9 protein-coding genes and 2 tRNA genes are annotated in these 14,362 nt (G+C 48.5%); 9 read left to right on the top strand and 2 right to left on the bottom strand.

Annotated features, from left to right (window positions below):
- The first annotated feature begins 3 nt into the window (after positions 1-3).
- From H6585_07095 to H6585_07080, 4 genes are all read left to right on the top strand, one after another.
- Positions 4-2,949, top strand: a complete 2,946-nt coding sequence (locus H6585_07095; GenBank protein ID MCB9448093.1) for a T9SS type A sorting domain-containing protein — start codon at positions 4-6, stop codon at positions 2,947-2,949.
- 257 nt (positions 2,950-3,206) lie between these two features.
- A complete protein-coding gene (locus H6585_07090; GenBank protein ID MCB9448092.1) occupies positions 3,207-4,487 on the top strand; it encodes a M28 family peptidase in 1,281 nt (426 codons plus the stop codon).
- A gap of 39 nt (positions 4,488-4,526) precedes the next feature.
- Entirely contained in the window at positions 4,527-5,606 is a 1,080-nt protein-coding gene (locus tag H6585_07085; protein MCB9448091.1) for a hypothetical protein, read from the top strand.
- Positions 5,566-7,857: a hypothetical protein gene (locus tag H6585_07080; GenBank protein MCB9448090.1), complete on the top strand. Its 2,292-nt coding sequence runs from the start codon at positions 5,566-5,568 to the stop codon at positions 7,855-7,857. The genes H6585_07085 and H6585_07080 overlap by 41 nt, the downstream gene beginning before the upstream one ends.
- 909 nt (positions 7,858-8,766) lie before the next feature.
- Here H6585_07080 and H6585_07075 read toward each other — a convergent pair.
- Positions 8,767-8,855 (bottom strand) — tRNA-Ser (locus H6585_07075).
- Between the two features lie 109 nt (positions 8,856-8,964).
- Between H6585_07075 and H6585_07070 the strand changes: the two genes are divergently transcribed.
- From H6585_07070 to H6585_07050, 5 genes are all read left to right on the top strand, one after another.
- On the top strand, positions 8,965-9,528 hold the full coding sequence (locus H6585_07070) for a DUF922 domain-containing protein (GenBank protein ID MCB9448089.1): 564 nt from the start codon (positions 8,965-8,967) through the stop codon (positions 9,526-9,528).
- Between the two features lie 279 nt (positions 9,529-9,807).
- On the top strand, positions 9,808-11,136 hold the full coding sequence (locus H6585_07065; protein MCB9448088.1) for a cache and HAMP domain-containing protein: 1,329 nt from the start codon (positions 9,808-9,810) through the stop codon (positions 11,134-11,136).
- Complete coding sequence (locus tag H6585_07060; protein ID MCB9448087.1) at positions 11,112-12,089, top strand: PAS domain S-box protein; 978 nt, start codon at positions 11,112-11,114, stop codon at positions 12,087-12,089. The genes H6585_07065 and H6585_07060 overlap by 25 nt, the downstream gene beginning before the upstream one ends.
- A 1-nt stretch (position 12,090) precedes the next feature.
- Entirely contained in the window at positions 12,091-12,546 is a 456-nt protein-coding gene (locus H6585_07055) for a response regulator (protein ID MCB9448086.1), read from the top strand.
- 14 nt (positions 12,547-12,560) lie between these two features.
- A complete protein-coding gene (locus H6585_07050) occupies positions 12,561-13,625 on the top strand; it encodes a response regulator (protein MCB9448085.1) in 1,065 nt (354 codons plus the stop codon).
- Between the two features lie 367 nt (positions 13,626-13,992).
- Here H6585_07050 and H6585_07045 read toward each other — a convergent pair.
- Positions 13,993-14,066: transfer RNA gene (locus H6585_07045), tRNA-Pro, on the bottom strand.
- Positions 14,067-14,362 lie beyond the last annotated feature (296 nt).

Raw genomic sequence — 14,362 nt, 5'->3', positions numbered from 1 at the left:
CTCATGAAAAAGATAAGATACATGCTATGGGTAATGGCGGTGCTCATTACCCGGCAAGGCATGGCGCAAACCGATTGGGAGTTTGTAGGTCCTCGTTCAACCAACAAAACCGCAGACAACGGGTTTGAGACAGCTCAGTTCAATAACATCACCATCGATCCATACAACCCTTATCACCTGTTTGCCGGAAGCTGGTGGGGCGGCCTGTGGGAAAGCACAGACAGGGGCGCCAACTGGAGCCCGGTGGACATACGCCCGATGAACTGCAACGGCGTATCGGCAGTGACCTTTATCAGCAATACCCAGGTCATCATCGGGGATTCGTACCAGGAAAGCCGCTATGGTTCGAACAACGATATATGCAGAACCTATTCGAAAGCCGTATGGCTTTATAACTTTCAAACCTCAACCTGGACCAGCCTGGGAAGCTTACCGGCTCCTCCGGTAATACCGTTCTGCATCAAAAGCATTGCGGTATATCCCGGTAATGCAAACTATTTGTTTGTATGTACATCCGGTGGTTTGTTCCGGTCTTCCAACGCAGGTGTATCTTGGTCGGCCATTGCTGCGGCAAATGACTGGGTTGAAAACATCCTTTTTGTGCAGCAAGGCGGTTCCGGGAACTACAGTGCCTACATCGCTGGATCTTCGGGTGGAGCTATGCACTTGGGCAATGACTTGTTTCCCGGTGGAACCGTCATGGTCAAGGAATCCACAAACATAACCGGTGGTAGTCCCACGTTCACCGATTTATCTTCGAATTTCAGTATACCGGATTCTTTATCGGTTGCCAAAATGTGCAAGGCACCTGCGGATGCTTCCAACAATGTTCAGATCTTCCTGTATACCCTGACCACTGATACTGCGAGTTTCTCTAGAGGACAGGCATATATTCTCTCATTTAAAAAGAATATAAGCAGTGGGGTCTTATCCGGCTATAACAACTTAACGCCAAATGGGGCCGGTAGCCATGGTTCTGCCACCCGGATAGCGGTTGCCTATGATTCAACCAATAATGCGGTCTGGTTTGGAGGGGTAACCCTTTCCTATTTCAAGGTGAACACATCCCAGTTTGAAGAGGCAGTATACCCTTATTATTGGTACGCGCCAGGTTATTTGCATACGGATCTGCACGATTTCCAAATACAATCTTTTGATTCCCAACTGGAAATATATGTAGCATGTGATGGTGGAATTTCAAGATCGATCATCGGAACTTTTCTTAATGGGGTGCCTCCTCCAAGCCCTGATACTTTGAAATTGTATTTCAAAAACATCAACAATGGTCTTCATATGAGCATGGTGCGTGGTTTTTCAGGATCGGAAGCCAATCCCAACGTATACGCTTTAGGTGGGCAGGACATCATCAATGCAGACATATACGACGCTGCAACAGGCAAGAACCGGTACACCCATCAAACATGGGAAAATGATGGTGCGTTGATCGATAAATATGATGATAACAACATGTTTTTTGATGCGCGCTCTTACGATGCCTTGTATTATACATCAGAAAATGGTGGTGCCACTATTGAAGGCACAAAAAGTTTTTACCACCCGGCGCCTGGAAACACCTTTACCCAAGGTAACGCGGAGGGGCACATCGGTGGTCCTAATTTTGCCTTTCGCCAGTTCTTCCAAGATCCGTACAGACCGGGAAGGATCTATCATTCCAAATCACACCGGGGGATCAGTCAGTATGACCCAGTAAGCAAGACGTTTGTATACAAGATCGAACCCTGGTTGATTCAGCCGAACCTGGATTGGAATTGCTATATGGGTGAATGGAAGATCAAATCGTGGGATGCCGTGAAGGGCATGTCGTTCTCCCCGGAAACACCCAATAGCTTTTATTTCATCACCAATGGAGATGCAGCCTCCGCCACTTGTCCGTCACGCCCTTCGGTGCTGAAGTACATCGGAAACAACTTTGATGATTGCTGGAACGGACACAACCTGGCTACTTACACGGACGGAGCCGGTACCCATTCCCAATGGCAGAACATCACCCCCTCCTGGCGCGACCTGGGGATCACGGCAGACAAGGACAGCCTGGGCATCAACTTCATTGAAATCGCCACGAGCCCCTGGAACAAGGATGTTATTTATGTTATGCTGACGGTTCCCCACCACCCGGAATATGCCGTGCTGAAATATGATGGTGCCTCCTGGAGCAATTATAGTCAGGGCCTGCCGGCAGATGAAGTCGGCTTTTCTATGATCATGGACTACCAGAGCAACGACGGCTTGTATTTGTCTACCAACAAGCGGATATACTACAGGGAAGCCAACCCGGTGAGCCAATGGACGCCATTTAAAACAGGCATGCCCTATGTGCCGGCTCCACAGGTTGAGGTCAATTACTCCGAAAATACGGTTCGCGCCGGAACATTCGGGAGGGGGATCTGGAAAACCGGCCTGAAATGTCCGGACCTGGAAATCCTCAGTTTTAATAACACCACGGTGGCGCCCGGATATTCCCAGGCAATGACGATTACTGCCACCAATACCACCATTGTTCCGGGAAAAACCATCTTCAGGGCTGCGAATTCCATCACCCTGAACCCGAATTTCATTGCGGACGCCTCCGCAGGGGACCTGATGTTCTTCGGTTACATTCACGGCTGCTCAGGTCCGGGAAATTCACTTGAAGTGGTGCACAATGACCTGATGGATGTGATCCAGGGAATGGAGGAAGAAGAACTAGAAGCAGAAGGAGGTGTGGTAGCCATTCCCAACCCCAGCAACGGTACATTAACCCTTTCCTTCGACGGGGAAGGGGAGAAGGATGTATTTATCTACGACCTGAAAGGCGGGCTCGTTTTCAAGAAGGAAAACATATGCGGAAGTTCATTAAAAGTGGATATTTCTGATCAGCCCCGGGGCGTGTATGTCACAAAAGTGGTTGCCGGCAATCACATCTTCACCGGGAAAATATTGGTGCAATAAGGATGAAGTTGTTTTAACAACGGTGTGATTGAGGATTGCCCTCCGACAAGAAACCCTCCGTATGGTACCAACAGCGGAGGGTTTCTGCTTTATATACATGATTGTTTTTGATATGAAATGCCGGCAGGACTGTGTTCGGGTAGGTAGGGTAACAAAGTTTTCGAAACGGCATATGAAGGATGTTGTATCTTGAGTGCAGCAAACGACTTATATGTTTAAAGCACCGAAGGGTTTTGAATACAACAAAAAATCACATCATGAAAAACTGCATGGCCATATTATGTCTGTCGCTGCTATTGCCTGGTCCAGCCATCGCACAAGACATGCCATACGCAAGGGAAGTTGTTCAAACGTTGGCATCGGAATCGTTCCAGGGCAGGGGATATGTGGGATACGGAAACAAACGGGCGGCGGAGTATATGTGTTCGCAATTTGAACAGATCGGGTTGAAGCCATTGAAGAAATCATACATCCAACCCTTCACCACGCCGGTCAACACGTTCCCGGGCAAAATGGAATTGACGCTGGATGGCTCCGAAAAAACACCCGGGATTGATTTTCTGATTGATGCCGGGTCGCCGGGTATCCAGGGAACCTATCATACGGTTACCCTCACCATCGAGCAGATGTTGGACCTCAACCGGCTAACGGCACAACTGAAGACGGCATCGGGAAAATTTCTTGTGATCCCGGCCTATAATAAGGATGATTATTCCAAGGAACAACAGAGCCAGATCGCGGATGTAATCAACTTTGTTAAATATGGAAAGGATTGCCCGGCCGCCGGTTCGATTGTATGCACCAACGACAAACTCACCTGGGATGCATCAACCACACGCTCCTTGAAGCCATCCTTCACCATTGTCAATGACAGCACCCACCTGAACATACAGGAAGTGAAGGTGGATGTGGAGAACACATTCATCCCGAAGTTTGAGTCACAAAACATCATTGGATACACGGAAGGCGAGAACCCGGATTCTCTGATCGTGTTTGTGGCCCATTACGACCACATCGGAATGATGGGGGAGAGTACGATATTTCCCGGCGCCAACGACAATGCCAGCGGTGTTGCGATGTTGCTCAACATGGCGAAGTACTATCAAACGAAAAAACCGAAATACAATATGGTGTTCATTGCTTTCGGCGGTGAAGAGCTCGGTTTGGTGGGATCAAAGTATTTCGTGGAGCATCCGCTGTTCAAACTTTCTAAGATCAAATTCCTGATCAACTTTGACCTTGCCGGCACAGGGGAAGAAGGGATCCAGGTGGTGAACGGCAAGCAATACAAAGACAGGTTCGATCGCCTGGTTGAGATCAACAAGGATCACAACCTGCTGGCCCAGGTGAAAATCAGGGGCGAGGCCTGCAACAGCGACCACTGCTTGTTTTACATGAAGAAGGTACCCTGCTTTTTCATTTACACCCTCGGCGGCATCAAAGCCTATCACGACGTTTTTGATAAGTCCGAAACGCTTCCGCTGACCGAATTTGAAGATTATTTTAAACTGGTTACGTTGTTTGTTAATGGGTTGTGAGGGAGATGAATGATGGCGAATGAGGCATTGAATACATCTATGAAAAGAATTCTATCTGTCAACCTGTGTATACTGCTGCTTTTTGTGGGCTCGGGTTGCGTTAAAAACAACAAGCCCCTTGTTACAAGAGGATTTTACTATTGGAAGAGCAATGAATATTCGCTGGATGAACAGGAACTGGATCACATAAAATATCTGGATGTCCGAAAGCTTTACGTGAAATTTTTTGAAGTGGAACCGGATCCGGTCTTCGGCGCCATACCCGTTGCAAAGACGGATCTGAATGTGTGGGATGATGAAAATACCGCCGAAAAATATCTTCCTTATCATGCCAACATGCGGACGCTGGAGATAGTTCCCACGGTGTTTGTTCGCAACGATGTACTCACTAAATTAAACCCAAACGAACTGGATACGTTGGCAGATAACATGAATTTCCTGATCAGTAAATATTTCAATAAAAATATTCATACCGGTCAATTTTTTCGTGAGATTCAGGTGGATTGCGACTGGACAAAAAGCACGCGGGATAACTATTTCTACCTGTTGCGGTCATTAAAAAAAATATCCCACAAAACCATCACGTGCACCCTCCGCCTCTATCCATACAAATACAGCGATGTGATGGGAGTTCCGCCAGTGGACCGGGCAACTCTGATGTGTTACAACCTCATCAATCCATTGCAAAATGAAAACAAGAATTCCATCCTGAACACGGAAGAACTGGAGCCATATTTGCGGCCGTCAAAAAAGTATGACGTTCCTTTGGATATAGCACTACCGGTATTTTCGTGGATGCTGGTATATCAGAATGGCGAGTTCTCCGGTCTGGTGAAAAAGAACGCATCGGAGCTTCATGGAGCGCTGGACTCCATCCGACCCATGTGGTACACCGTTAACAGGGATATTGAACTGGATGATATCTACCTGCGCCAGGGAGACCGGATCAAAAAGGAAGAAGTGACCCCCGCCACCCTGATAGAAACCATCCGGTTGTTGAAAGAGTATGTTCCGCTGGGCGATTCCGTCACGGTTACTTTCTTTCACCTGGATGCGGACAACCTCAAATACTTTGCCGATGAAACGTTGGATTCCTGTTATAGCCATTTTTCTCGCTAGCCTTGCCGGGCCCGCGAAAGCGTGCGTGTTCTATCCCGACGATGAATCCATACGTTTTACGTTGTTAACGCCTTCTGATTTCGGATTCAAGGATTACACTCCTCTTTTCTATTCCTCCAAGTGGTATTATGATCCGTACTGGTTCTCTGACAATGTTTCCGGTAAAGAGACAAACACTGGCGACAGTATGAATATGGCGATGTGGAGGCGTAGATGCGGCGATGTGCCCGCTTTTGGTGATGTACATGAAGCGGTATACGGCACATCTCCATTGAATGATCCCAAAACACAGAATGCCTTTGTTCACTACCTGCATCAACACCACGATACCGCTGCCCTGGGATATCTGTCCTTCGCCAGAAAATGCAGCCCGTTCAATCAGATCATGGATGATCCCTGGGAAAGAGGCAGTGCCGTTCGCATTCCGAAACGAGATGAACTCATTGCTATGGCGGTTAAAAAGAGTAGAACCGTAAACGACGCTGATCTGGCCCGACGCTATACATTCCTTGCGATCCGCCTGGCATGGTACAACTGCAACACAGATGTGGTTCGAACACTTTGGAAACAACGTTTTGAGGGGCAAAACAACAAAGACATCATCTATTCCTGGGGCCTGCACTTTTATCTGTCAACGGTGAAAAATCGGGAAGAACGGAACTACCTGGCCGCTCAGGTCTTCACTTATGCGCCTGATAAACGCATGGCTGTTCATCGGGTATATGAGAATTCCATTCCTATTGCATCCACCCTTGCATATGCAAATTCCGGAGAAGAAAGAGCCGCAGTGTGGTTGCTTGATGCCATCAGGAATCCGGCAAAGGCGTTGGACAACATTCGCCACATGTATGCCGAAGACCCGGGCGCAGAAGGGCTGGATTTTCTTTTGCTGAGGGAAGTGAATAAAATCGAGGATTGGCTGGGTACGCCCTATTACAACAACTACCGCCCATCATTGGCCGATAATGATGGAGTAAATTGGGATGTGCCATGGCCTGAAGAACGGATACAAAAAGACAAAACCTACGCCAGGGAAATCATAGAATTTATCGCCTCTGTAGATAAGAACAAAATCAGGAACCCGGTGCTCTGGAAGGTGTCCTCAGCATATCTGCAGCTACTTGCGGACCAGCCGCTGCCTGCCTTGGCCGCATTGGATGAAATAAAGAAGGACCGACGGGTGACAAAAAAAGAAGCCCTCTATATAGATGAGATCCGGGTGCTATGTATGATCCGGGGACGTGTTGGGGAACAGCAAAAGATCAACCAGGTGGCGGTTGATGTTTTCAAACACCGGCGCCACAAAAAGTTTTTCTTTGCCGTCGCCCGTGAATTGGAATATCAAGGCAACACCACCTATGCGGCCCTTTACCTTTCGATGCTTAAACATTGCCAGGTAACTGCAATGGATGGAGATGGGGAATATTGGAGATCAAAGAAGCATCAGTATACACTATGGGATGACTATTTTAACGAGTACTTCTTATACATGGATGCGGCTTATACGGTGACACAGATTGAACACCTGGTTGCGAAGATCAGGCAGCCGAACCTTTCGGAGCCGGACCGTGTGCTTTGCTGCCAGGTGAAATTGGACCTGCCCAGATTATATGACTTGTTGGGCACAAAATACATGCGACTCAACCAGCTCGAGAAGGCATTGAAGTGTTTCAGTATGGTGAATGATACACTGTGGACATCCAGTCATTACCAGTACAGGAAATACCTTGATGCGAACCCGTTTTATACCGATATGTATGCCGAACACCGAAAGACGCCAGCAGATACCATTACCTATGATAAGGAAAGCATGGTTGGAAAACTGCTGGAGCATTTGCGCGCTGCCGAAGATGTGAATCGCAAAGACAGGGCTTATCAATATTTTCTGGTGGCCAATGCCTATTTCAATATGACGCAATATGGCAATTCATGGATAATGAAACGGTACTACTGGACAAAGCAGCAGACCAAATCCAACCTGGAAGATGACGATGATTACTTCGGATGCAAGCGGGCCAAAGCTTATTATCTGAAAGCACAGTCGGTAAGCCGCAACAAAAAGTTCGCAGCTTTGTGCCTGCGAATGGCTGTTAGATGCGAGAACTACAGGTTGTGGTATTTTGATCCGGGCAAAAAGAACAACATATATGAACGGAAGTTGGAGCAGCAATATCCAGACGACTATTTGGAACTGACCAGTAACTGTGAGTCATTCTCGCGGTATTTAAGCTATGGCCGAACCGGTGGGTAAAGCCCGGGAATCCGGTTTGTTTAACAACCGCGCGCCATTCGGCCTCATCCCTGACCAATGATTCCACGTGTCCACTGTATGCTCTTGCTGTATGCAGTTGCTGGATCAGGATTACTTCCAGTGATCCCGGGGTGGGGGAGCCTGCAGTGAAGTAAAGGCCCGACCTCCGCGTCGCTACGGTCGTGCTTTTTGTTTTCAGGGTTCTGCCATCTCAAGCAAGCTTGGATGCTGGGAATGCGCGCCATTCGGCCTCATCCACGACCAATGATCCTACGTGTCCACTGTATGCTCTTGCTGTATGCAGTTGCTGGATCAGGATTACTTTCAGTGATCCCGGGATGGTAGCCAGCAGTGAAGTAAAGGCCCGACCTCCGCGTCGCTACGGTCGTGCTTTTTGTTTTCAGGGTTCTGCCATCTCAAGCAAGCTTGGATGCTGGGAATGCGCGCCTTCCCGCCTCATCCCTGGTCAATGATTCTACGTGCCCACTGTATGCTCTTGCTGTATGTAGTTGCTGGATCAGGATTACTTCCAGTGATCCCGGGATGGTAGCCAGCAGTGAAGTAAAGGCCCGACCTCCGCGTCGCTACGGTCGTGCTTTTTGTTTTCAGGGTTCTGCCATCTCAAGCAAGCTTGGATGCTGGGAATGCGCGCCATTCGGCCTCATCCACGACCAATGATCCTACGTGTCCACTGTATGCTCTTGCTGTATGCAGTTGCTGGATCAGGATTAACTCCGCTTCGCTTCGTTGATCCCGAAGTGGGGGGCCTGCACCCTGAAGTAAAGGCCCGACCTCCGCTACGCTGCGGTCTCGCTTTTTGTTTTTTGGACTTCTCCATCTCAAGCAAGCTTGGATGTCTACGTCCAAAAAACAAAAAGCCCTGTAAAAACAGGGCCTTTTACTTCACTGCGGAGAGAGGGGGATTCGAACCCCCGGTACCGGTTTCCCAGTACGACAGTTTAGCAAACTGTTGGTTTCAGCCACTCACCCACCTCTCCGTGGCTGGACTGACCCTGCATCGGCAGGGGACGCAAAAATAACAAAAATTGGATATGAGTGGAACCCAACAGTGAATGATTCGTAACCATATTCCAAACTTGTTGCCGAATGAAGTGGTTGCTGGCCTTGATATGTACGCTTTCTACACTGTTACCTGCCCATGCCCAGGAGGTGGATTCCGTCCTTTGGTCGGCTGCCAGACCGCTTACCTGGGACGACTTCAAAGGCCCCGTACCCGAAAACACAGCATTCAAGGCGCTGACCGATTACAAGATCAGCTTCAAAGGACACGTAGACCCGAACCGGTATACCAAAAAGGGTTCCAAGCAACCGCTGGTTGTGTATGATGTGATCTGCCAGTTCAATACGAACAACTCATGGGTTGTGAAAGGATCAGAAACAGATGTTTTGCTGAAACATGAACAAACACATTTCGATATCGCCGAATGGCATGCAAGGGACTTAAGAAAAAAATTAGCAGAACTGGACCCCGATGAAGCGTCAGGAGGAAGGGCCGTTACCAAACTGTTCCAGCTGGTGTCCCGGGAATGCCGGGCCATACAGGACCGGTACGACAGGGAAACGGACCATGGAGTGAACGCCGAGAAACAGAAGGAGTGGGAGAGCAAAGTGAGCAAGGAGTTGAAGAAACTCGACAAGTATGCGTTGTGACGCGCTTTGGGGAAGTGCAACAAAAGCCCGGTACGATACAAGTGCCGGGCTTTTTTGTTTTTATCCGTTCGGTGTTGTTACAATTTTGAATATATCCGGTGGTGCATTCATGACAATTTGTATTTTGGTCGCGAAATTGTAAGTCACTGATATATAGTGAATTTACCTATGTTTTTTTGCGAGTCAAGAAAAGGTGATTACCCAGGTTCCAGATAGAAATGCGAACCACCGGGTGTCAGCAAAATCACCCTTTCATGCATTGCGCCAATGCCCTTTTGAATGAGAACACTTCGCGGTAAAATCATTTTTCTCACCTGCTGCATTGTGGCGGGTGTGTCTCTTCTGATGGGTGTATACAACTACCTGCTGACAGTTGACAACACCATGAAAATGGCCATTGAAGGACTCGCAGGTGAAACACGCCTTATGGCCGCTCACTTTCGCAACGGGTACGATGAAATGAAAAATGACCTGTTCGTGGTGTCCAGAACGCCCCCTGTCCAAGGGATGATCAGAAGCATGAACAACGGCGACCTGGATCCATTGGATCAGTCCACCACCAGCCTGTGGCGTCACCGCATGGAAACCATTTTCAAGTCGGTTATGGACAAACGACCGCATTACACACAAATGCGCTACATCGGAATGGCGGATGGCGGATTGGAACTGGTGCGGGTAAACCGAAACGACAGCCTTTTGGAGTCTGTTTCTCCAGACATGTTGCAAATGAAAGGTGAAGAACCATACATGAAAGCCACAAGTGGACTGGATGACGGACAGGTTTATTTCTCAGAGGTAACATACAACCGTGAACATGGGAAAGAGGATGGAACACATTTACTTACAGTAAGGGCAATCGTGCCCGTATATGACGAAAGGAATGTTCAGTTTGGCGTGATTGTGATCAATGCCGATTACCAGTCGCTCCTTCGGTACGTGTTCGCTGAAATAGCAACCGATAAGCAAACCTTCGTTGTGAACCAGGCCGGTGATTACATGCAGTACATGCCGGGTAAAGGCGTTACCGCCTTTGAATACCACAATGGTTATTCCACAGCTCCGCCTGATTTCATACAAAAGATCTTAGGGCATCCTGTGAAGGAAAACTATTTCCTGGATGATGTTCATGTGGATTATGTATACCGGATGGGCATTCCAAATGCCAGCCGGAACGCATACTTGGATGTGGTGGTAAGGGTGCCGAAAAAAGAACTGCTGGCGGATGCCTATCAGGCACAGCGGGAAACGATGGTGCTTGCCTTGGTTCTGTTGGGGCTTTCCCTGTTAGCAGCTACGTTGTTTGCGCGTAGGCTGACTGTTCCGCTTCGGCGCATGACGGAAAACATCAAACACGCTGCAACCAGTGGTGAGAGTCCTGTGTTGCCGTTGGAGTTACGCGACGAAATCGGTGAGCTGGCACGTGCATTTCATAGCCTCGCCAATGAATTAAAGGAAAGTGAAGCCAAATCAAGGGCGTTTCTTCAGTACGCCAATGACGGATCATTACCATCAACGAAAGGGCAATCATTGAAAGCTACAACCCCGCCAGCGTCCGAATTTTCGGGTACACGGAGGATGAGGTGGTGGGTAAGAACATCAACATGCTGATGCCCGAACCTTATCACGCTGAACATGATGGATACCTTCAGAATTACTACAACACCGGTGAAAGAAAGATCATCGGCATCGAACGGCAGGTGAAAGGTAGACGCAAAGACGGATCCGAGTTTCCGTTGGAACTTTCCATCAGCGAAGTAAAACTGGACCACAACCGCCGTGTGTTTACTGGTATTACCCGTGATATCACAGCGAGGAAAGCTGCGGAAGCGGAACGCGAACGGCTGATCGCAGCATTGGAACGAAGCAACAAAGAGCTGGATGAATTCGCCTATGTGGCTTCGCATGACCTGAAAGCCCCTCTCCGCGTGATCGACAATGCGTCCCGCTGGCTAGAGGAAGACCTGGGCGATAGCCTTGATGAGGATAGCAAAGAAAACATCCAGCTCATGCGCAACCGGGTAACACGCATGGAAAAGTTGCTGGATGACCTGCTGGCTTATTCACGCGTGGGAAGGAAAATGAACCGCGACTATCAGGAAGAGGTGGCAGGTGATGTGTTGTTGAATGATGTTCTCGCTCTGGTTATGATGCCCGAAGGATTTTCTATCCGTGTAGATCCCGGTTTTAATGAATGTAAGTTGATGCGAATGCCCCTCCAGCAAATATTCTTGAACCTCATCAATAACGCCATCAAGCATCACGATAAGAAAACCGGCACCATCGATGTGTCTGTGGAAGACCTTGGCAATCAATACCGGTTCTCGGTCAAAGACGACGGCCCCGGTATTCCTCCCGAGTTCCATGAGCAGGTCTTTAAGATGTTTCAAACCCTCCAGTCAAGGGACCGGGTGGAAGGGAGCGGAATGGGACTGGCGATCGTGCGGAAACAAATCGAACATTTCGGCGGAACCATGACCCTGGAATCAGAGGAAGGCAAAGGTGCAACCTTCCACTTCACCTGGCCCAAGAAAACCATTGAGAACCCGATAAACCTGAACTAACATGTCTATACTTCTTGAAAACAACAGTCGACCCATCAATATTTTTTTGGTGGAAGATGACGACGGCGATGCAAAAGCCGTCAATCGCGCATTTAGCAAAGCGAAAATCGCCAATCCCATCATTCGTGCAGAAGATGGAATAGATGCCCTCGAAATACTCCGGGGTGAAAACGGTAAAGAAAAGCCACCCGTGCCTTTTATCCTTTTCGTTGATCTGAACATGCCCAGGATGAACGGCATTCAGCTCATTCAGGAAATGCGCAAGGATCCTGAACTCAAAAAGTGCATCGTATTCGTGCTTACCACTTCAAAAAGCGATGACGATAAAATCAAGGCATACGACCTGAACGTTGCAGGGTATATCGTGAAGGAAACGGCAGGTCAGGATTTCCTGAAGCTGGTGGATCTGGTGGATATCTATTGGCGGATCATCGAACTTCCCACTCCCCGGTCATAACTCTTTCCCCAATCATGCTGAACATACTTATTATTGACGATGACGACGGTGATCGCAAACAGATCAGCCGTGCATTGAAACAATCCGGAATTCCCTGCCTTGTAACCGAAGCGGAAAATGTTGAAGATGCACTGGAAAAAAGTGAGCACCACCTTTTCGATTGTGCCTTCATTGACTACAACATGCCGAAGTTCAATGGCCTGGCAGGCATTGAAGCATTGCGTGAGAAATTCCCTTATACCGCACTGGTGATGTCCAGCGGTGAGGGAGATGAGATGGTTGCATCCGAGGCGATCAAAAGAGGTGCCGTGGATTATGTCCCGAAAAGATTCATTACCAAAGATTCCATCCACCGCATTGTTAAACATTCCCTGGAAAAAGTTGATCTCCAGCAAAGGGTGGATGAGCAAAGACAGGCATTGGAAAACTTTGCCAAGATACTGGCCCATGACCTCAAAGCTCCCATCCGTAATATTTCCGCCATGGGCGCGATGATGCGCAAACTGGTGGAGCAGGGCGATTTTGAGAAGGCCTTTCAGTTGTACGAACAGGTGGAGAGACTGGGCAACCGTGCGGTGGAACTCATCGATACCCTGCATGAATACAACCAGGTGTCCGGAGGAGAAGTATCCTTCGGGCATGTTGCCATGCAAACGGCACTTAACAATGCAAAGGAAAACCTGGCAATGATCATCGGGGAGCGCAATGCAAACGTCACCAATGAACTTTTACCGCACGTTCACGGAAATGAACCGCAACTTTCGCAGCTCCTTCAAAACCTGATCGCCAACAGCATCAAATTCTGTGATGCGGAGGTTCCTGAAATTCACGTGAGCGCTGAAGACCTGGATCTCGAGTGGTTGATATGCGTGCAGGACAATGGAATCGGCATACCGCAAGACCTGCAAAAAGTGGTGTTTGAGCCTTTCAAACGGGCGCACACGGGCCGCAAATATGCCGGAACCGGACTTGGGCTTTCAACATGCCGGAAGATCATTGATCGACACGAAGGTTCCATCTGGTGCGAGTCCAAGGAAGGGGAGGGAACATCCTTCTATTTTACACTGCCCAAGAAATAGGCAGGTGTTTTCGAACCTGTGACCTTCCCGCCACAAGCGGGACGCGATACCGGGCACGGACTTAAAAGCGTCGGTGAGAAAAAGAAAAAAAGGATTTTCAGAGAAGGAGTGCCAGTGTGAGTATTGAGGTAAAACAGTGTGTGGAGCCTTCTCCAAACTCAAGCTCCACACTCACACTGTTTATGTCGGGGTGGCAGGATTCGAACCTGCGACCTTCCCGCCTGAGCGGGACGCGATACCGGGCGTGGAATAAAAGTGTCGGTGAGAAAAAAAGGATTTTCAGGGAAGGAGTTCCAGTGTGAGTATTGAGGTAAAACAGTGTGTGGAGCCTTCTCCAAACTCAAGCTCCACACTCACACTGTTTATGTCGGGGTGGCAGGATTCGAACCTGCGACCTCCTGCTCCCAAAGCAGGCGCGATACCGGGCTACGCTACACCCCGAGAAGAGTAAAGAACAATTCCATTCATTTCACCAGGGCGTCGAACCTGCGACCTTCCCGCCAAAAGCGGGATGCGATACCGGCCGTGTACACCCCATTCAATTCGGGCCGCAAGATAATACAATTGCCTTAAATAAATCACATGTTGTTCAATCTGGCATGTCTTTCGTTCGGATGTCTAAAATGCCGGATTGCAAATTTGAGTTGCGCAACAAGCAAAATAAAATTTTATCACGGTTGAAAAACACTGACCTGGTGTAATTTAAAATTTACCCATTGGATTTGCGCAAGTATTTT

The organism is Flavobacteriales bacterium (genome assembly GCA_020635855.1).
In the GTDB taxonomy this organism is placed as follows: domain Bacteria; phylum Bacteroidota; class Bacteroidia; order JACJYZ01; family JACJYZ01; genus JACJYZ01.
The sequence above is the reverse complement of the archived record's forward strand: the minus strand, read 5'-3'. Positions and strand labels throughout refer to the sequence as shown.